This is a genomic window from Cytobacillus sp. FSL R5-0377 (genome assembly GCF_038004385.1).
GTDB lineage: Bacteria > Bacillota > Bacilli > Bacillales > Cytobacillaceae > Cytobacillus.
On sequence record NZ_JBBORA010000001.1, the window covers coordinates 3,505,757 to 3,525,946 of the forward strand.

Annotated in this window: 16 protein-coding genes; 15 read left to right on the forward strand and 1 reads right to left on the reverse strand. The window is 42.2% G+C overall.

Annotation, left to right across the window (positions count from 1 at the left end; all coding sequences use genetic code 11):
• The first annotated feature begins 13 nt into the window (after positions 1–13).
• The 14 genes from ilvC (at position 14) to NSQ49_RS17905 (ending at position 18,079) form a co-directional block, all read left to right on the forward strand.
• Positions 14–1,036, forward strand: a complete 1,023-nt coding sequence (ilvC, locus tag NSQ49_RS17840) for a ketol-acid reductoisomerase (RefSeq protein ID WP_159863353.1) — start codon at positions 14–16, stop codon at positions 1,034–1,036.
• Positions 1,023–2,567 (forward strand): 2-isopropylmalate synthase, encoded by a 1,545-nt coding sequence (locus NSQ49_RS17845; RefSeq protein WP_251284718.1) that lies wholly within the window; start codon positions 1,023–1,025, stop codon positions 2,565–2,567. Before ilvC ends, NSQ49_RS17845 begins: the two co-directional genes overlap by 14 nt.
• A gap of 87 nt (positions 2,568–2,654) precedes the next feature.
• Positions 2,655–3,767 carry a 3-isopropylmalate dehydrogenase gene (gene leuB / locus NSQ49_RS17850; RefSeq protein WP_251284717.1) on the forward strand — a complete coding sequence of 371 codons (1,113 nt, stop codon included), beginning with the start codon at positions 2,655–2,657 and terminating at the stop codon, positions 3,765–3,767.
• A 98-nt stretch (positions 3,768–3,865) separates the two neighbouring features.
• A complete protein-coding gene (gene leuC, locus NSQ49_RS17855; protein WP_159863350.1) occupies positions 3,866–5,281 on the forward strand; it encodes a 3-isopropylmalate dehydratase large subunit in 1,416 nt (471 codons plus the stop codon).
• Between the two features lie 16 nt (positions 5,282–5,297).
• Positions 5,298–5,891: a 3-isopropylmalate dehydratase small subunit gene (gene leuD, locus NSQ49_RS17860; RefSeq protein ID WP_251284716.1), complete on the forward strand. Its 594-nt coding sequence runs from the start codon at positions 5,298–5,300 to the stop codon at positions 5,889–5,891.
• A 101-nt stretch (positions 5,892–5,992) separates the two neighbouring features.
• Positions 5,993–7,021, forward strand: a complete 1,029-nt coding sequence (locus tag NSQ49_RS17865; protein ID WP_251284715.1) for a tetratricopeptide repeat protein — start codon at positions 5,993–5,995, stop codon at positions 7,019–7,021.
• 159 nt (positions 7,022–7,180) lie between these two features.
• Positions 7,181–8,467, forward strand: coding sequence for a trigger factor (tig, locus tag NSQ49_RS17870; protein WP_159863347.1), 1,287 nt, complete (start codon positions 7,181–7,183; stop codon positions 8,465–8,467).
• Between the two features lie 520 nt (positions 8,468–8,987).
• Positions 8,988–10,253 (forward strand): ATP-dependent protease ATP-binding subunit ClpX, encoded by a 1,266-nt coding sequence (gene clpX / locus NSQ49_RS17875; protein ID WP_076257323.1) that lies wholly within the window; start codon positions 8,988–8,990, stop codon positions 10,251–10,253.
• Positions 10,254–10,410: 157 nt separating this feature from the next.
• Positions 10,411–12,078, forward strand: a complete 1,668-nt coding sequence (lonB, locus tag NSQ49_RS17880; RefSeq protein ID WP_251284714.1) for an ATP-dependent protease LonB — start codon at positions 10,411–10,413, stop codon at positions 12,076–12,078.
• Positions 12,079–12,347: 269 nt separating this feature from the next.
• Complete coding sequence (gene lon / locus NSQ49_RS17885; RefSeq protein WP_159863345.1) at positions 12,348–14,675, forward strand: endopeptidase La; 2,328 nt, start codon at positions 12,348–12,350, stop codon at positions 14,673–14,675.
• Positions 14,672–15,253: a ribosome biogenesis GTP-binding protein YihA/YsxC gene (gene yihA, locus NSQ49_RS17890; protein WP_251284713.1), complete on the forward strand. Its 582-nt coding sequence runs from the start codon at positions 14,672–14,674 to the stop codon at positions 15,251–15,253. The genes lon and yihA overlap by 4 nt, the downstream gene beginning before the upstream one ends.
• Positions 15,254–15,816: 563 nt before the next feature.
• Positions 15,817–16,599: a transporter substrate-binding domain-containing protein gene (locus NSQ49_RS17895; RefSeq protein ID WP_159863343.1), complete on the forward strand. Its 783-nt coding sequence runs from the start codon at positions 15,817–15,819 to the stop codon at positions 16,597–16,599.
• A gap of 81 nt (positions 16,600–16,680) precedes the next feature.
• Positions 16,681–17,328, forward strand: a complete 648-nt coding sequence (locus tag NSQ49_RS17900) for an amino acid ABC transporter permease (RefSeq protein WP_251284712.1) — start codon at positions 16,681–16,683, stop codon at positions 17,326–17,328.
• Between the two features lie 13 nt (positions 17,329–17,341).
• Complete coding sequence (locus tag NSQ49_RS17905; RefSeq protein WP_159863341.1) at positions 17,342–18,079, forward strand: amino acid ABC transporter ATP-binding protein; 738 nt, start codon at positions 17,342–17,344, stop codon at positions 18,077–18,079.
• Between the two features lie 47 nt (positions 18,080–18,126).
• Here NSQ49_RS17905 and NSQ49_RS17910 read toward each other — a convergent pair whose 3' ends face one another.
• Positions 18,127–18,612 carry a LiaI-LiaF-like domain-containing protein gene (locus NSQ49_RS17910; protein WP_159863340.1) on the reverse strand — a complete coding sequence of 162 codons (486 nt, stop codon included), beginning with the start codon at positions 18,610–18,612 and terminating at the stop codon, positions 18,127–18,129.
• Positions 18,613–18,839: 227 nt separating this feature from the next.
• Here NSQ49_RS17910 and hemA point away from each other — a divergent pair, with 227 nt between their 5' ends.
• Complete coding sequence (gene hemA / locus NSQ49_RS17915; protein WP_159863339.1) at positions 18,840–20,189, forward strand: glutamyl-tRNA reductase; 1,350 nt, start codon at positions 18,840–18,842, stop codon at positions 20,187–20,189.
• The last annotated feature ends 1 nt before the right edge of the window (position 20,190 follow it).

A 20,190-nucleotide genomic window follows, 5' to 3' on the forward strand; every position in this document is an offset into this window, starting at 1 on the left:
AGGGAGATAAAACATGGCAAAAATGTACTATAACGGAGATTCAAATGCAGCATATTTAAACGGAAAGAAAGTAGCGGTTATCGGTTATGGATCACAGGGACATGCGCATGCGTTAAACATGAGGGACAGCGGAGTTGAGGTTGTAATCGGTCTTAGAAAAGGGAAGTCTTGGGAAAAGGCAGTGGAAGACGGCTTCCAGGTATATTCTGTAGCTGAGGCAGCTGCACAGTCTGATGTAGTGATGATCTTATTGCCGGATGAACTCCAGCCAAAAGTATACAAGGAAGAAATTGAACCAAATCTATCAAACCAGGCATTGATGTTTGCACATGGATTTAATATTCATTTTAACCAGATTGTGCCTCCAAAAGAGTGTGATGTGCTGCTTGTAGCTCCTAAAGGACCAGGGCATTTGGTCAGAAGAACATATGAACAGGATGCAGGTGTTCCGGCACTGTTTGCAGTCCATCAGGACGTAACGGGGGAAGCGAAGGAACTGGCCCTTGCTTATGCGAAAGCCATTGGATCTCTTCGAGCCGGTGCATTGGAAACAACGTTCAAAGAAGAAACCGAGACAGATCTGTTTGGAGAACAGGCAGTGTTGTGCGGCGGGCTGACTTCTTTGGTGAAAGCAGGATTTGAAACTCTTACGGAAGCTGGCTATCAGCCGGAACTGGCATACTTTGAATGTCTGCATGAGCTGAAGCTCATCGTTGACCTTATGTATGAAGGCGGTCTGGAAGGAATGCGTTATTCAATCTCAGATACTGCTCAATGGGGAGACTTTGTCAGCGGACCACGGGTAGTTGATGCAAGAGTGAAAGAGGAAATGAAGGCAGTATTGAAAGACATTCAGGAAGGCAATTTTGCAAAAGGATGGATTTTGGAGAACCAGGCAAATCGCCCGGTATTCAATGCGGTGAATCAAAGAGAAAATGAGCATCCGATCGAGCAGGTTGGAAGGGAACTTCGCAAAATGATGCCTTTTGTTAATAGCAGCAAGAAAAAGGAAGTGGTTGTAAGTGCCAACAATTAAGATATTCGATACTACATTAAGAGATGGCGAACAATCGGCCGGTGTAAATCTTAATTTTTCTGAAAAATTAGAGATTGCAAGACAGCTGGAGCGTTTGAACGTTGATATTATTGAGGCGGGTTTTCCTGCAGCTTCGAAAGGGGATTTTGCATCAGTACAGAATATTGCCCAGACGATTAAAAATTGCTCGGTCACAGGATTGGCAAGAGCAGTTATCTCTGATATAGACGCTGCATGGGGAGCGCTAAAGGACGGAGCTGAGCCGAGGATACATACATTCCTGGCAACCTCTCCGATTCACAGGCAATATAAGCTGAAGAAAACGAAAGAAGAAGTGGTTGAAACAGCAGTGGAAACAGTTAAGTATGCTGCTTCAAAATTCCCAATCGTCCAATGGTCTGCAGAGGATGCTACCCGGACAGAATTACCATTTCTTGCAGAGATTATTGAGAAGGTCATCCAAGCTGGTGCGAGAATTATCAACATACCGGATACAGTCGGTTACACAACCCCACAGGAGTATGGCGAAATTTTTCAGTACTTAAGAAATCATGTTCCTTCTATTGATAAGGTAGCCCTGTCAGCTCATTGCCATGATGACTTGGGAATGGCAATAGCAAATTCGCTTTCAGCTATAGAAAATGGAGCAACACAGATTGAGGGCACAATTAATGGAATTGGTGAAAGAGCCGGGAATGCGGCGCTTGAGGAGCTTGCAGTAGCTCTATACATCCGGAATGAACATTATCAGGCTTCGACACGTCTGAATCTTCAGGAAATAAGCAGAACGAGCAGTCTGATCTCAAAGCTGACAGGTATGGTGGTGCCAGCCAATAAAGCGATTGTCGGCAGGAATGCTTTTGCACATGAATCAGGCATTCATCAGGACGGAGTATTGAAAGAAAAAACAACGTATGAAATCATTTCCCCTGATCTAGTCGGATTCCAATCCAACTCCATGGTATTGGGAAAACATTCCGGGCGCCATGCCTTTAAGAACCGGCTTAAGGAACTGGGTCTGGAAGTTGCAGATGAAGAAGCGAATCGGCTGTTCACAGTTTTTAAAGATTTAGCTGACCGCAAAAAAGAAATGACAGACGAGGACCTTGCAGCGATCGTTCTTGAAGAGAAGCTCTCAAGGGAGCAGCGGTTCTATGATTTAATCGGAATCCAAATTCAATATGGAACAAATTCTGTTCCGACAGCAACAGTTACTCTTTCAGGATCAAACAACGAAGTGATCCAGGAAGCAGGTACCGGAGCAGGAAGCATCGAAGCGCTGTATAACACATTGGAAAAATGCTTAAATGGAACAGCTAATCTGCTTGATTACCGTATACAATCCGTAGGTGCAGGAAGAGATGCTTTAGCGCAGGTTTATGTGAAACTGAATTATGACGGAATGGAAAGCAGCGGGCGCGGTTTGGCCCAGGATGTACTCGAAGCATCCTCGAAAGCTTACTTGAACGCAGTTAATAGAGTGATATATATGAAAGAAAAAGTACAGGCGCAGACGGTAGAGGCGAATTGATCGTCCTCTGAACAGGGAATGCGCTGCAGAAAAACTGAAAACTAAAATTCTAAAATCATAAACAAATAATCAGACGGAGGGATTAAAATGAAAAAACGTATCGCAGTACTTCCAGGAGATGGGATCGGCAAAGAAGTGGTAAAGGGTGCAATTGAAGTCCTGCAGGCTGTTGGTGAACGGTTCGGACATCAATTCCAATTTTCATATGGCAACATCGGCGGTTCAGCTATTGATGCCACTGGAACTCCGCTGCCTAATGAAACACTCGCGCTTTGCAAAGAAAGCGATGCGGTCATGCTGGGTGCAGTTGGCGGTCCTAAATGGGACCGGCAGCCTCCCCACCTTCGTCCGGAAAAGGGTCTCTTAGGGATCCGCAAGGAATTAAACCTATATGCTAATTTGCGGCCAACTCAATATTATCCAAGCCTTTCCGATACTTCTCCGTTAAAAAATGAAGTAATTGAAGGCGTGGATATGCTGATGGTCAGAGAATTAACCGGCGGGCTTTATTTTGGAAAGCCAAGCGAAAGGACACAGCAAAACGGAAAAGACGCTGTAGTGGACACTTTGTACTATCAAAAAGAAGAAATGCGCCGTGTCATTAAACTGGCGTTTGAACTTGCCTCAAAACGGCGTGCAAAAGTGACTTCCGTTGATAAGGCAAATGTCCTGGAATCAAGCCGAATGTGGAGAGAAGTTGCAGAGGACATCGCAAAGGAATACCCGGATGTCGTTCTTGAGCATATGCTTGTTGATAACGCGGCTATGCAAATGATTAAAAACCCGAAAAGGTTTGATGTTGTCGTAACAGAGAATATGTTCGGTGACATTCTTAGCGATGAAGCCTCTGTATTGACCGGTTCTTTAGGGATGCTTCCTTCTGCCAGCATTTCGGAGAATGGGCCATACTTATACGAGCCAATTCATGGGTCAGCACCAGATATTCAAGGGATGAATGCGGCTAATCCAATTGCCATGATTTTATCAGCAGCCATGATGCTCCGTTTATCTTTCGGAATGGAAGAGGAAGCGGAAGCGGTTGAAAATGCAGTTAACCAAGTGCTTGAAGCCGGCTATCGTACGAAAGATATTGTTTCATTTGGAAAGAAGGTTGTCACTACTTCAGAAATGATTGAAGAGGTGAAGGCTACCCTTTTGGATAACGAAGCAATTCTAAATATTATGGGGGCTTATGCATAAAAGCTGTGAGAGACTCTGGACACTAGTTCAGCTGATTTAAAAAACTGGGACACGGCCAACCTCGGCCGTGTTTCTTTTAAAAAGGGAGTGCAGCAGGAATGGGAAAATCAATAATAGATAAGATTTGGGAAAAGCATGTAGTCCATAGGGAAGAAGGGAAGCCGGATCTTATGTACATAGACCTCCACTTAGTGCATGAAGTAACTTCCCCTCAGGCATTTTCCGGCTTAAGAATGAAAAACAGGAAAGTGAGAAGGCCTGATAAAACATTTGCCACAGTTGATCACAATATACCAACTGATAACAGGACAGTTATCAGCGATCCTGTCGCCTTAAACCAAATGACCACCTTGGAAAAAAACTGCCATGAATTCGGCATCCCACTTGCTGGACTGGATAGTCCTGAACAAGGGATTGTCCATGTCATAGGGCCGGAGCTGGGGCTTACTCAGCCAGGCATGACGATTGTTTGCGGGGACAGCCATACATCCACCCATGGAGCTTTTGGATCAATCGCCTTCGGAATTGGAACAAGTGAAGTTGAGCATGTCCTGGCTACCCAAACTTTATGGCAGAGCAAACCAAAAACATTAAAACTGGAGATAAACGGCGAGCTGAAAAAAGGTGTTACGGCTAAAGATGTCATCCTTTATATTATTGCCAGGAATGGAATTGGTTTTGGTACTGGCCATATTATTGAATATTGCGGGGAGACAATTGCAAACATGTCAATGGAAGAAAGAATGACGATTTGCAATATGTCCATTGAGGGAGGAGCAAGAGCGGGTCTGGTTAATCCTGATGAGACGACATTTGCGTATCTTCAAGATCGAAAGTATGCACCAAAAGGAGCAGATTTTGCGCATGCAGTCGAGAAGTGGAAGGAGCTAGTATCCGATCCTGATGCACAATATGATAAAACGATTCAAATTGATGCCGCTGATATTGCACCAATGGTCAGCTGGGGCACGAATCCATCTATGACTTCCAAGGTGAATGATCAAATTCCAAAACTTGAGGAATGCAAAAACGAGCTTGAAAAGAAATCATTATCAAGAGCGTTAGAATATATGGCATTGCAGGAAGGTCAAAGAATTGAAGACATTCAAATACAGCATGTTTTTATAGGATCCTGCACAAATTCGCGGCTGGAAGACCTAAAACAGGCCGCTGAAATTATAAGAGGGAAAAAGGTTCATCCTCAAGTCCGTGCACTTGTCGTTCCAGGATCACAGCAGGTCAAGAAGCAGGCAGAGGCAGAGGGACTGGACCTTATCTTTCAGCAGGCTGGATTTGAATGGAGAGAATCAGGCTGCAGCATGTGCTTGAGCATGAATAATGATATTGTGCCAAACGGCGAGCATTGTGCGTCAACCTCAAACCGTAATTTTGAAGGACGTCAGGGTTCAGGGGCAAGAACGCATCTTGTCAGCCCGTTAATGGCTGCCGCAGCAGCTTTATACGGACACTTTGTGGACGTAGGTGCTTTGCTGAGTAAAGAAACTGTCCATTAAGAAGGAGGAGAACAAAATGAGCGGATTTAAAACACTTCAGGGAAAAGCTGCTGCAATGGATAGAGCCAATGTGGATACTGATCAGATTATCCCGAAGCAATTTCTAAAAAGAATTGAGAAAACGGGGTTTGGGCAATATCTTTTTTATGATTGGAGATATACTAAAGAAGGACAGCCTAACCCGGAGTTTGAATTGAATAAGCCGGAGAATCAAGATGCTTCCATCCTCATTGCAAATGAAAATTTTGGATGCGGATCTTCCAGGGAGCACGCGCCATGGGCTTTAGGGGATTATGGTTTCAAGGTAATCATTGCACCTTCATTTGCCGATATTTTTCATCAAAATTGCTTAAAAAATGGACTTTTGCCAATCACTCTGCCGGCTGAAACAGTCGATTATTTGCTCGGACGTGCCAAAAATCAGCCATATGATCTGAAGATTGATTTGCAAAATGAAGTCATTGAAGATGACTATAATTTTTCAGCATCATTTACAATTAATGAATACTGGAAAAAAATGCTTATTAACGGATGGGATGAAGTAGAGATTACTCTTCAATTGGAAAGCAGCATTTCAAGTTACGAAGAAAAACAGAATACGGTACAGTAGGTACCTATAAAAGATTCATGGCATGAAACCATGAATCTTTTTGTTTTTGTGCTATTTCATGCTACACTAACTTCAAAAATACAAGTTGAGGCGATTTTAGCATGGGAAAGCGGGATCAGAAAAAACAAAAAAATAAAATCATTCTATTTCCCGGCCTTGAGAAACGATTGCTGGAAAAGGGGCTTGAGTCCTTTCAGCAGAAAAGGTATAAGGAATCAATCCGGTTCTTTGAAGAAGCACTGGAGATGGAGCCTGAGAATACGGATGTCCATATTGGGCTCGTTCTGGCATATTTTGAAGCCGGAGCTCTGGAAAAGGCAAAAGAACTGGCAAATAAAATGCTTCAGACAGGCATGGGGGATTACATACAAGTAATGGATCTTTATTTAATGATCCTTGTGCAGCTGCACCAATACAATGAGATTGCAGCAACAATTGAGGTTTTGCTTGAAGAAAGGGAGATTCCAAAGGAGAAATTTGAGCATTTTAGCAGATTGCTTGAGTTTAGCAGAAAGATGGCTGCTTCACCTTCTGAAACCGAGATCGAAGTACCCGATCTGGATGAATCCAGCAGCAGGAAGCTCAATCTGTTTTCCTACCAGGACCAGCATGAACAAATGCAGATTGCTGCACAGCTGGCAGAACATAACATCAGGCCCTATGCAGAAGATATTAAAGCCTATTTGGAAGCGAAGGAAGGAAATCCATTTTTTAAAACGATACTGTTAAATGTCCTTTCTGAGCATGGGTATGAAAAATATGTAAAGATCCGTAAGTTTGATAAAAGCATTCAGGTGAATCCTGCCGAACTGCCCCCGGTACATCAGCAGCCTATGCTATTAAAAATAGTCAATAAACTGGAGATTCAGCTTGAGCAGGAAGATCCGGTGCTATTTGAAAATACAAAGAGCATTGCAGAAAGGCACTTTTTCCTGCTATATCCGCTTGAAGTTCCCCCGGAAAATGCTGCGTCCTGGGCAGCGGCATACCATATGCTCTCAAATGAGTATCATGGCTTAAACAGTTCGCTAAGCAAGATTGCTGATATATATGATGCTCCTGAACAAGAAATAGCAGAGGCTCTTGGCTTTATAAGAAAGATAGAAGAAATTTCTTATCCCAATATTTAACCTTCAATGTTGAAAGACGGAGAGTGTATGTTATAATATAATGGTTGTATTATGTGTATATATACATTGTTATTAAATGAATATGGCTTGAAAACAAGAGATATTCATAACATTCTGTCATGAATGAAATGATAATAGATTTTTGGAGGGAAAGATTGTATGTCTGCTAAATTTGAAAAGTTAGAAGGGAACCGCGGGGTTCTTACAATTGAAGTAGATGCAGAGAAAGTAACTGAAGGTTTAGACGCTGCATTCAAAAAAGTAGTAAAGCAAGTAAATGTACCTGGATTCCGTAAAGGGAAAATGCCTCGCGGAATGTTTGAAAAGCGTTTCGGAGTAGAATCTTTATACCAGGATGCAGTGGATTATCTTCTTCCTGAAGCTTATGCTAATGCAATCGATGAGACTGGCATTGAGCCTGTGGATCGCCCTGAAATCGATGTTGAACAGATTGAAAAAGGAAAAAGCCTTATTTTCAAAGCTACAGTTACTGTTAAGCCTGAAGTAAAGCTTGGCGAATACAAAGCTCTTGAAGTAAAGCCACTTGAAACAGAAGTAACAGAAGAAGATGTGAACAAAGAGCTTGCTTCACTTCAGGAAAGACAAGCTGAACTTGCCGTTAAAGAAGATGGAAAAGCTGAAAATGGCGACACAGTTGTTATGGACTTTGAAGGATTCGTTGATGGCGAAGCGTTCGAAGGCGGAAAAGCTGAAAACTATTCTTTAGAACTTGGTTCAGGACAATTCATCCCTGGATTTGAAGAGCAGCTGATTGGTGCTGCTGCCGGAGAATCTAAGGATGTTGAAGTTTCTTTCCCTGAGGAATACCATGCTGCTGAGCTTGCTGGCAAGCCTGCAACTTTCAAAGTAACTGTACATGAAATCAAAACAAAACAGCTTCCTGAGCTGGATGATGAGTTTGCTAAAGATGCTGACGAAGAAGTGGAAACTTTGGATGCACTAAAAGAAAAAATTAAAACTCGCTTAGAAGAAAGCAAGAAGCATGAAGCTGAGCACCATGTCCGCGACACTGTTGTTGAAGCAGCAGCTGCTAATGCAGAAATGGAAATCCCGGCTGCAATGGTTGAAACTGAAGTTAACCGCATGATGCAGGAGTTCGAACAGCGTCTGCAAATGCAAGGTATGAACCTTGAACTATACTTCCAGTTCTCCGGACAGGATGAAGCGGCCCTTCGCGAGCAAATGAAAGAGGAAGCTGAAAAGCGCGTCCGCGTTAATTTGACTCTTGAAGCAATCGCAAAAGCTGAAAACATCGAAGTAAGCGATGAAGAAGTTACAGAAGAACTTAACAAAATGGCAGAAATGTACAACATGTCTGCTGACCAGATCACACAAGCTCTTGGAAGCCTTGAAGGCCTAAAAGCAGATCTTCAAATTAAAAAAGCAGTAGATTTCCTTGTGGAAAACAGCAAAACTGTTGCATAATAGAAGTAGTAGTAAACAAGGCGCGAGTTTATCGTGCCTTGTTTTATACCATCAAGACCATACATAATGAAAATCTCCCTTGTATCTTTTGCCTGGTGAAAAAGTTTTACTGCATAATGGACATGGACAGGAATACAAATACATATAAATAGATAATTTAATAATCGGTCCAGGGGGCCGACTTAATTTAGCCATTTTTGGTTAAGCTTATGAAAGTACATATACAATTCAGCCTGTTTTTCTTTGCGGAAATTTATTACATGCTGCTCCATACATAATTGAAATGTTTTAAGAGTTATCATTTCCTGTCCACTGTAAAAATGTGTTACAATGCAATACATAACTGCTGAAGGTTTTGATTTTTACGAAAGTGTAAATGATTAAAGCGGCCTGTGCGCACGTGCAATGACATAGTGCCCGCCTTAATTCACAACCTTTCTATGGCTGAATAAAGAACTATTTGCATGTGATTCCGCAAGCTTAATATATCGTTTTGAAGTTTTTTCAAGGGGTGAAGGATTTGTTTAAATTTAATGACGAAAAAGGGCAATTGAAGTGTTCTTTCTGTGGCAAGACACAGGATCAGGTCCGTAAACTTGTTGCTGGACCTGGAGTATATATATGTGATGAGTGTATTGAGCTTTGCACTGAAATTGTGGAAGAAGAACTTGGTACAGAAGAAGAAGTGGAGTTTAAAGATGTGCCAAAGCCGGCTGAAATCCGAGATATTCTGGATGAGTACGTAATTGGCCAGGAGCAGGCAAAGAAATCGCTGTCAGTTGCGGTATACAATCATTATAAGCGCATCAATTCCAATAGCAAGATTGATGAAGTAGAACTATCAAAAAGTAATATTGCCATGATCGGTCCGACAGGAAGCGGTAAAACCTTACTGGCGCAGACATTGGCCCGTATTCTTAATGTTCCATTTGCAATTGCAGACGCAACATCATTGACTGAAGCAGGATATGTCGGAGAAGATGTGGAAAATATCCTCCTAAAGCTTATTCAGGCAGCAGATTATGATGTGGAAAAGGCAGAAAAAGGAATCATTTATATTGATGAGATTGATAAAGTTGCGCGTAAGTCGGAAAATCCGTCCATCACTCGTGATGTATCAGGTGAAGGTGTACAGCAGGCACTGTTGAAAATCCTTGAAGGAACAGTTGCAAGTGTACCGCCACAAGGCGGCCGCAAACATCCTCATCAGGAATTTATCCAAATAGACACGACTAATATCCTATTTATTTGCGGCGGTGCCTTCGATGGCATTGAGCAAATTATTAAACGCCGTCTGGGCCAAAAGGTAATTGGCTTTGGTTCCGACCAGAACCAAAAAGAAATCGAACCAAAGGATCTTCTTGCAAAAGTACTTCCTGAAGACTTGCTGAAATTTGGCTTAATCCCTGAATTTATTGGACGTCTTCCAGTTATTGCAAGCCTTTCCCAGCTTGATGAAGCGGCGTTAATTGAGATTTTAACCAAACCTAAAAATGCTCTTGTCAAACAATACCAGAAAATGCTTGAACTCGATGATGTTGAGCTTGAGTTCGAAGAAGGCGCACTTGAGGAAATTGCTAAAAAAGCAATTGAAAGAAAAACTGGTGCCCGCGGACTGCGCTCTATTATTGAAGGAATTATGCTGGATGTAATGTTTGATCTTCCTTCTCGCGAAGATATTAAAAAGTGCATTATTACGAAAGAAACGGTTATAGATAACGGTTCTCCTAAGCTTGTACTGGAGGACGGAACAGTTGTAGAAGAAGAGCGCAAGACTTCGGCGTAAGTGAAAAATGGCCAGTCCCCAGGGGGCATGGCCATTTTTTTGCGCCTTTCGGCCCCTATTACTTGCCTTACTTTTAAATGAATTCCTTGTTTATTCCAACTCACTCAGGGAGATACTAGCATTATTAAGGAGAACAATTAATGCAGGAGGGAACACAATGAGTTGGACGGGGATCGCTTTATTTATCCAATTATTTTTTGGAATTGTCATTGGGCTTTACTTTTGGAATTTGCTTAAGAGCCAGCGGACACAAAAAGTTTCTATTGACCGTGAATCAAGGAAGGAAATGGATGTATTAAAAAAGATGCGTTCTATTTCTTTAACTGAACCTTTATCAGAAAAAGTTCGTCCATCCAGCTTTGCGGACATTGTGGGGCAGGAAGACGGAATTAAGTCTCTGAAAGCAGCATTGTGCGGACCCAATCCTCAGCATGTTATTATTTATGGTCCACCGGGCGTCGGAAAAACGGCAGCAGCCAGATTGGTTCTGGAAGAAGCCAAGAAAAATGCAAAATCACCTTTTAAGGCAGCTTCTGTCTTTGTCGAACTGGATGCCACTACGGCGAGGTTTGATGAGAGGGGTATTGCCGATCCTTTGATAGGTTCTGTGCATGATCCTATCTATCAGGGAGCAGGGGCAATGGGACAGGCAGGAATTCCGCAGCCTAAACAGGGGGCTGTTACAAATGCACATGGAGGCGTGCTTTTTATTGATGAAATCGGTGAGCTTCATCCCATTCAGATGAATAAGCTTCTGAAAGTGCTTGAAGACAGGAAAGTATTTTTGGAGAGCGCTTATTATAATGAAGAAAACACTCAAATACCAACCCATATTCATGATATTTTTAAAAATGGTCTGCCGGCTGACTTCCGCCTGATCGGAGCAACTACCAGAACTCCTAATGAAATTCCTCCTGCCATTCGTTCCAGGTGCATGGAGGTATTTTTCAGGGAGTTATCGGAAGAAGAAATAATAGCTGTAGCTGGAAAGGCTGCGGAAAAGGTCAATCTTACTATTAGTGAGAATGGGCTTGGCATACTTGCTAATTATGCGAGAAATGGGCGCGAAGCGGTCAATATGATTCAAATCTCTGCTGGTTTAGCCATCACTGAGGACCGTGATTACATAAAGGATGAAGATATTGAGTGGGTCGTCCAATCGAGTCAGCTTTCACCGAGAATGGAGAGGAAAATCAATTCCCATGCTGCTGTAGGCCTTGTTAACGGGCTTGCGGTATACGGGCCTAACACAGGTGCCTTGCTTGATATCGAAGTGACTGTGATTCCTGCAAAAGAGAAGGGCAGCATTAATATAACAGGCATAGTGGAAGAAGAGAGCATCGGCGGACAAGGAAAGTCAATTCGAAGGAAAAGTATGGCCAGGGGTTCCATTGAGAATGTTATAACAGTTCTGAGATCAATGGGCGTCCCGGCTGACGAATATGATATTCATGTCAACTTCCCTGGCGGAGTTCCAATTGACGGTCCTTCTGCAGGCATTGCCATGGCGACAGGAATTTACTCTGCCATTTATAAACGGCCAGTTGACAATACTGTAGCTATGACAGGGGAAATCAGCATTCATGGGTATGTAAAGCCAATTGGAGGCGTATATCCAAAGGTAAAGGCCGCCAAAAAGGCTGGAGCAAAGACAGTGATTATCCCAAAAGAAAATATGCAATCCATCTTAATGGAGATAACAGGAATCAAGATTATCCCTGTATCTCATTTGAATGAAGTATTTGAGGCAGCGCTGCAAAAAGAGTATCTCAAAGAGCAGGCTATACCTGCGTCAATCGAATTACAGAAAAAAGAAAGCATATGATGTGTGGCCCGGTTTGCAGTCTCTGGAAACCTGCTGTATAAACGCCTCCCGCTAATCGCGGTCAGAAACTTCGGTTTGCAGTTTAGGCTACAAACCGAAGTTTTATTTGCGTAAAGAAGGATAAAGTGTAATTATAAATGAATATCATTGAAAGACGGCTTTTTGCTGTTTCTCTTTAATAGACACTGCTATTTAAATACGATAGAATTGTACAAAGAAATTATTAGCAATAATGGGGCTAAAAAGATGCATTTTGGAGGTGCAATGGAATGGCGAAAAAGAAAGAAATCATCGTCCCCCTCCTGCCGCTTCGGGGCTTGCTTGTATATCCGACCATGGTTCTGCACTTGGATGTAGGCCGTGAGAAATCGGTTCAGGCTCTGGAAAAAGCAATGGTAGATGACCATTTAATATTCTTAACAACACAAAAGGATATATCTATAGATGAACCATCAGAAGATGATCTATATGGAATGGGCACGCTAACACGTGTCAAGCAGATGCTCAAGCTTCCAAACGGTACGATCCGTGTTCTTGTTGAAGGGCTAAAGAGAGCGGAAATCATTGATTTTCAGGACGAAACTGAACATTATTCTGTTAGTGTGAAGGCTTTTGATGATCCTGAGACAAAGGACGTTGAGGATCAGGCACTGATGAGGACTATGCTAGAGTATTTTGAGCAATACATAAAGGTATCTAAGAAAATATCAGCCGAAACGTACTCTTCTGTAGCAGATATAGAAGAGCCGGGGCGCATGGCCGATATTATTTCTTCCCACTTGCCTTTAAAGCTGAAGGAAAAACAGGAGATTCTTGAAACCATTGATGTAAAAGAGCGCATGAATCAGGTTATTGAAATCATCCATAATGAAAAAGAAGTATTGAACCTTGAGAAAAAGATCGGCCAGCGTGTGAAAAAATCAATGGAACGGACGCAGAAGGAATATTATTTGCGTGAACAAATGAAGGCAATCCAAAAAGAACTGGGAGATAAGGAAGGCAAGACAGGAGAAATTGCCGAGCTGACGGAAAAAATTGAAAATGCCGGCATGCCTGAGCATGTCCAGCTTACCGCATTAAAAGAACTTGACCGCTATGAAAAGGTTCCATCCAGTTCAGCTGAAAGCGCGGTAATCCGCAATTATATTGAGTGGCTTGTCACATTGCCATGGTCGAAGTCAACAGAAGATGATCTGGATATTCTGAAGGCTGAGAGAATCCTGAATGAAGACCATTATGGCCTGGAAAAAGTAAAGGAACGGGTTTTAGAGTACCTTGCAGTGCAAAAGCTGACGAACTCCCTTAAAGGCCCAATCCTATGTCTTTCAGGGCCTCCTGGTGTTGGTAAAACAAGTCTTGCACGTTCGATTGCATCATCGCTAAACAGGAATTTCGTCCGTGTTTCCCTCGGCGGAGTCCGGGATGAGTCTGAGATTCGGGGACATAGAAGGACATATGTTGGGGCCATGCCTGGCCGCATCATTCAGGGCATGAAAAAGGCAGGGACAATCAACCCTGTATTCCTGCTAGATGAAATCGATAAAATGTCCTCAGACTTCCGAGGGGATCCTTCATCTGCAATGCTGGAGGTTTTAGACCCTGAGCAAAACCATAATTTTAGTGATCATTATATTGAAGAAACCTATGATCTGTCGAAGGTCATGTTTATAGCAACTGCCAACAATCTTAGCACGATCCCTGGACCGCTGCTGGACAGAATGGAAGTTATCACGATAGCAGGTTATACAGAGCAGGAGAAGATTCATATAGCTAAAGACCACCTTCTGCCAAAGCAAATCAAAGAACATGGACTTTCCAAATCCCAGCTGCAGATTCGGGAGGACGGGCTGCAGAAAGTTGTCCGCTATTATACTCGCGAAGCAGGAGTACGGGGCTTGGAGCGCCAGCTGGCTACTATCTGCAGAAAAACGGCTAAAATTATCGTATCCGGCGAAAAGAAGAAGGTAATTGTAAATGGTAAAAATACTGAAGAGTTTCTTGGAAAACCAAAATACCGATACGGTCAGGCGGAGCTTGAAGACCAGGTTGGTGTTGCGACAGGACTGGCTTATACAACAGTTGGCGGGGATACCCTTCAAATTGAAGTATCCCTTTCTCCCGGAAAAGGAAAGCTCGTTCTTACAGGCAAACTGGGGGATGTGATGAAAGAGTCTGCTCAAGCGGCATTCAGTTATGTTCGTTCAAAAGCGAAAGAACTGGGCATTGATGAGAATTTCCATGAAAAGCATGACATTCATATTCATGTTCCAGAAGGGGCTGTCCCGAAAGACGGCCCATCTGCCGGAATAACCATTACAACTGCCCTAGTTTCTGCTCTGTCAGGAAAACCAATCCGTAAAGAAGTGGGGATGACAGGGGAAATTACATTAAGAGGCCGGGTGCTTCCGATTGGCGGTTTGAAAGAGAAATCTTTAAGTGCCCATCGTGCAGGATTGACGAAGATCATCCTCCCTAAAGATAATGAAAAGGACATTGAAGATATCCCTGAAAGCATCAGGGAAGAGCTTGATTTCGTTCTGGTATCACATGTGGACGAAGTCTTGAAACATGCCCTGAATGGCGGTGCACAAGCATGAAAGTAGTAAGCTCAGAAATAGTCATCAGTGCAGTCAAGCCTGATCAGTATCCCGAAAGCGATTTGCCGGAATTTGCCCTTGCCGGCCGTTCCAATGTCGGCAAATCTTCTTTTATTAATAAAATGCTTAATCGAAGAGGACTTGCCAGAATATCCTCTAAGCCAGGGAAGACACAAACCCTGAACTTTTACCTTATTAACGAGATTCTTCACTTTGTTGATGTTCCGGGCTATGGGTATGCAAAGGTATCTAAAAAGGAACGTGAAGCATGGGGGAAGATGATAGAAACATACTTAACAAGCAGAGAACAGTTAAAAGCTGTTGTGCTGATTGTTGATTTGCGCCATCCTCCTACAAGTGACGATGTCATGATGTACAACTTTTTAAAGCATTATGATATCCCTTGTGTAGTGATTGCCACAAAAGCGGATAAAATTCCGAAGTCCAAATGGCAAAAACATATGAAAATTACAAAGGAAACATTAGATATTGATCCGAATGATCAGATCATTATGTTTTCCTCGGAAACAGGTTATGGAAAAGACAAGGCCTGGTCGGCATTAAAAAGCTATATGTAAATAAAAAATCCCGCAGCATTTGCAGCGGGATTTTTATTTTGGCTGTTTTCCAGGGATTGTTGTTTTTTGTAAATTAAGTACTGTGCTGACTGCAGCGGAACGTAAGGGACCCTTAGAAACGAATTGTCATTTTCCTCCTGAGGAGTTACCCATGGAAGCTTATTCAAAATCCTGCGTCCCAGAGGCTTACCCCGACTGCCCCGGTTCGCTGAACAGCCTGGAGTGGAAATCAACCGACAAGATGAACAGGGATTAATCAAAAGCACACATTAAATTATCTTCAATTAGGCCTATTGTACCGGTAACCGCAGAATGACAATCCTGCAGTACGTTATACATATGGTGATAAATGGATATAGCGTTTGTCGAAAGATAAGGAATTTAAAGGATAGTGAAGGATATGGAGTTATGTTGGAGTTAAAAGACGGTCAGTTAATGAGAATAGCATATATACAATTATACAATGAATTATCATAAAATATGAATTTTGAGAATATTCCTAATCAATGATAGAGTTAAAGAGCAAATATTATAGAGAGCTACTGAAGGGGGAATTTAGACTAGTGAGACATTGGTTAAAAGGAATCATAGCAGCTGCTTTTGTATTAGTACTGGCAGCGTGCGGATCAGAGGAAGCGTCTAAAAACGGAATGGATCTTGTAGATGAAGACAAATTTACATACGCGGCTTCGGGAGAGTTTAAACCTTTTAGTTATACAAATGATGATGGAAGCATGAGCGGGTTTGATATTGATGTTGCCGAGGCTGTAGCAAAAGAACTCGGGCTTGAGCCGGTTCAGAATAAATTTAAGTTCGGCGGTATTGTGGAGGGAGTTAAATCAGGCCGTTTTGATGCAGCGGTAGCCAGCCACACCATTACTGAAGAACGTCTGAAGGCAGTCAATTTTTCAACGCCATATTACTATTCCGGCCCGCAGATTTATGTGCGTCCGGACAGCAGTGTTGAGACACTGGCCGACTTAGAAGGCTTGGAGATAGCAGTATCTAAGGGTTCTACATACACATCAAATGCTGAGGAGGTTACAGATAACATACAATTCTATGATAGTGATGTTGTCGCCTTGGAAGCCTTAAGCAAGGGAAAACATGATGCAGTCATCACAGATTTTGTTACAGGCAAAGAAGCCATTGGCGCCGGAATGAAAATTGAAGGCAAAGAGCTGCTTGGCCGCAGTGAGCAGGCTATTGCAGTTGCAAAGGATAATAAAGAGCTGCTCGAAAAAGTGAATGAAGCTCTTGAAACACTTCGCGAGAATGGAACACTCACAGAAATCAGCAAAAAATATATCGGTGAAGATATAACAGTTGATCCTGAGAAGGAATAACATTGCGGGCGGATGTGTATCAGACATTCGCCTGTTTTGTTTTTTACACAAATTGAAATAGCCATCTGAAGGGGGATTTTTGTGGATTTATTTACAAAGTTTATTGATACATATCCCGTATTTTTAAAGGGGATGCTCTTAACCTTTCAATTAACCATTGTATCGGTGTTTATTGCTATTTTTATAGGACTGTTTTTTGCCTTTCTTAAGATATCAAGAGTGAAAGTTCTGGAATGGATTGCTGACATCTATATTTTTCTTGTAAGGGGAACACCTCTTGTTGTACAGATATTCATCTTCTATTTCGGATTGACAGCGCTGGATATTTCACAGTTTTGGTCAGTTGTCCTGGGACTTGCTTTTCACAACGGTGCCTATATAGCCGAGATTTTCAGGGGCTCCATTCAATCCATCGACAAGGGGCAAATGGAAGCGGGACGTTCACTGGGGATGACTGCAGGCCTTGCGATGAGAAGAATCATTCTCCCTCAGGCATTCCGCCGTGCTATGCCGCCTCTTGGAAATCAGTTTATCATTGCACTGAAGGATTCATCACTTGCATCCTTCATTGGCATGTACGAGCTCTTTAACGTGGCAACAACATATGGTTCCAATGAATATGACTACATGAGCTATTTGCTGATCGTAGCTGTTTACTATTTAGTACTTGTACTTATTTTCTCCATCCTTGTAAATATGATTGAGAAAAAAATGGCAAGCAGTGATTAAGGGGGAATGAGGAATGAGTGAATCGTACATGATCAAAGTAGAAAAATTGAACAAATCATTCGGGGATCTCCATGTCCTGAAAGACATTGATATAACAGTAAAGGAAAACGATGTTGTTTGCCTGATTGGTGCCAGCGGATCCGGAAAAAGCACACTGCTCCGCTGCTTGAACTTTCTTGAATTAAAGGACAGCGGCAATATCATTTTTGAGGGGGACAAGGTTGAAAAAGAAACCCATGATCTCAATAAAGTAAGAGAAAAAGTTGGAATGGTTTTTCAGCACTTTCATTTATTCCCCCATATGACTGTTCTGGAAAATGTGATGGAAGCACCTTTACATGTGAAAAAGCTTCCTAAGGATCAAGTGAAAAAAGATGCCCAGGAACTATTAAAAAAAGTTGGGCTTTCTGACAAAGAGAATGTATATCCATCAAAACTTTCAGGCGGACAAAAACAGCGTGTAGCCATTGCAAGGGCGCTTGCAATGAAGCCTGATATCATGCTTTTCGATGAACCGACATCAGCACTGGATCCGGAGCTTGTGGGGGAAGTGCTTTCCACTATGAAGGAGCTGGCACTTGAAGGCATGACAATGGTCGTCGTCACCCATGAAATGGGCTTTGCAAGAGAAGTGGCAGACTGGGCTGTCTACATGCATGATGGCAGAATTGTTGAAGTGGGACATCCGGAGGATTTGTTTAACAATCCAAAAGAGCAGAGAACCAAAAATTTTCTTGATTCGGTTCTCTAAACAGTTTGAATGGTAAAAGACAGGGAAAAGCTAAATATCCCTGTCTTTTATTTTTTCTTTGATAATAAAAAATATAATCCAATTAGCATTAATAAGATAGGCCATAATTGCCAAACATCAGAGATGCCATTTTCAAGAAGTCCCATCCACTCAGCTACTCTGTCATAAAACAAGAGCAATGCGGCAAGAATTAAGAATAATAGGCCCTGAAATAATCCTGCTCCAGTTTTCTGATGCCTAAGGAGGAAGCCAAGAGCCATTATCAGGATGAATGTCCCAATATGATCCGGCCAAATTTCGAGGCGGTTCACCACATGAAAATGCAGGCCAAATCCTGTTAAGATGACCCCTGGCAGTATGGAGTCATAATCCCTTGCGCCATATCCCTGAATTAAAAAGGCTGCTCCGACGATAATGAGGAGAGTCGGCCAGGAATAGAAAGACTGCAAGGCAGTAAATCCGCTCTGCTGGAGAAAAAAGTAGGCTCCAAATCCGAGTAAAATAATTCCGGGGAAAATACGCTGATTTTTCATAAAAAACACCACTTCCAATAAGGTTCACTTGAATCCGGCAAGTTTTTTTGTTACTGTACATAAGGGAGTATTTGTCTATTTTAAGATAACCTTATACAAGGCTCCTGTTTAAAATATAGTATCATATGTGTTCATTATCTGTTCACAATTAAGCATTAATTGAAAAAATAGACATGATATAATTAATATTAACGAACTAGGCAATAATTCTGGGGGTGTCAATTTCAATGCATATCTTAGTCGTCGGTCTTAACTATAAAACTGCCCCTGTTGAAATCCGTGAACGTCTAACCTTTAATCCTTCACAATTGGGCGAGGCAATGAAGACTTTAAATGACAAAAAAAGCATTTTAGAGAATGTCATTCTGTCTACTTGCAATCGGACCGAAATTTATGCAGTTGTGGACCAGCTTCATACTGGCCGCTATTATATAAAGGAATTTTTGGCTGAATATTTCAATATGGATCAGAAGGAATTTTCTCCATTCCTATTTATTTATGAAGAGGATGGGGCTATAGAGCATCTATTCAATGTCGCGTGCGGCCTAAATTCCATGATCCTTGGCGAGACACAGATTTTGGGACAGGTAAGATCAAGTTTTCTGGAAGCTCAATCGAAAAGCACAACCGGTACTGTCTTTAACCACTTGTTTAAGCAGGCAGTAACATTAGCTAAGCGGGCACATTCCGAAACGGAAATAGGTGCAAATGCAGTCTCTGTCAGCTATGCAGCAGTGGAACTGGCTAAGAAGATTTTTGGATCACTTGAAAATAAACATGTTCTTATTTTAGGAGCAGGTAAAATGGGTGAGCTGGCAATCCAAAACCTTCATGCCAATGGCGCCAGCAAAGTAACGGTTATTAACCGGACATTTGAAAAAGCACAGAACCTTGCAAGCCGATATGCCGGCCAGGCAAAAACGCTGCATGAGCTTCAATGTGCTCTTGTTGAAGCAGATATTTTAATCAGTTCTACCGGGGCCAAAGAATTTGTTGTTACAAAGGATATGATGGCTCACGCAGAAAGAATGCGAAAAGGCAAACCTCTATTCATGGTAGATATTGCTGTTCCAAGAGATCTGGATCCGAAGCTGGCAGACCTGGACAGTGTTTTCCTATATGATATTGATGATCTTGAAGGGATTGTTGAAGCCAACCTTCAGGAACGTAAAAAGGCAGCCGAAAAGATTCAGCTGATGATTGAAGGGGAGATTGTTGAATTCAAGCAATGGCTGAACCTGCTTGGTGTTGTTCCGGTCATTTCCGCCTTGCGTGACAAAGCACTGGCTATACAGAGTGAAACAATGACAAGCATTGAAAGAAAGCTGCCGCATTTGAGTGATCGTGATAAAAAAGTGCTGAACAAGCATACAAAGAGCATCATCAATCAGCTATTAAAAGATCCAATTTTACAAGCTAAAGAAATGGCTGGACAGAAGGATTCCGAACAGGCATTAGATTTATTTGTAAAAATCTTTAATATAGAAGAACTTGTTTCAGATCAGCAGAACGTGCACGCAGCAGCCAAACCAAAGCACGCATTCGCTCAATCACAGCAGACTTCCTTTCAATCATAAA

Excerpts from the sequence above, each read along its gene's own strand:
- NSQ49_RS17865 (WP_251284715.1), top strand. The coding sequence starts at position 5,993 with ATGGGAAAGCGGGATCAGAAAAAACAAAAAAATAAAATCATTCTATTT.
- leuB (WP_251284717.1), top strand. The coding sequence starts at position 2,655 with ATGAAAAAACGTATCGCAGTACTTCCAGGAGATGGGATCGGCAAAGAA.
- leuC (WP_159863350.1), top strand. The coding sequence starts at position 3,866 with ATGGGAAAATCAATAATAGATAAGATTTGGGAAAAGCATGTAGTCCAT.
- NSQ49_RS17905 (WP_159863341.1), top strand. The coding sequence starts at position 17,342 with ATGAGTGAATCGTACATGATCAAAGTAGAAAAATTGAACAAATCATTC.
- lon (WP_159863345.1), top strand. The coding sequence starts at position 12,348 with ATGGCGAAAAAGAAAGAAATCATCGTCCCCCTCCTGCCGCTTCGGGGC.
- tig (WP_159863347.1), top strand. The coding sequence starts at position 7,181 with ATGTCTGCTAAATTTGAAAAGTTAGAAGGGAACCGCGGGGTTCTTACA.
- ilvC (WP_159863353.1), top strand. The coding sequence starts at position 14 with ATGGCAAAAATGTACTATAACGGAGATTCAAATGCAGCATATTTAAAC.
- yihA (WP_251284713.1), top strand. The coding sequence starts at position 14,672 with ATGAAAGTAGTAAGCTCAGAAATAGTCATCAGTGCAGTCAAGCCTGAT.
- leuD (WP_251284716.1), top strand. The coding sequence starts at position 5,298 with ATGAGCGGATTTAAAACACTTCAGGGAAAAGCTGCTGCAATGGATAGA.
- hemA (WP_159863339.1), top strand. The coding sequence starts at position 18,840 with ATGCATATCTTAGTCGTCGGTCTTAACTATAAAACTGCCCCTGTTGAA.
- lonB (WP_251284714.1), top strand. The coding sequence starts at position 10,411 with ATGAGTTGGACGGGGATCGCTTTATTTATCCAATTATTTTTTGGAATT.
- NSQ49_RS17910 (WP_159863340.1), bottom strand. The coding sequence starts at position 18,612 with ATGAAAAATCAGCGTATTTTCCCCGGAATTATTTTACTCGGATTTGGA.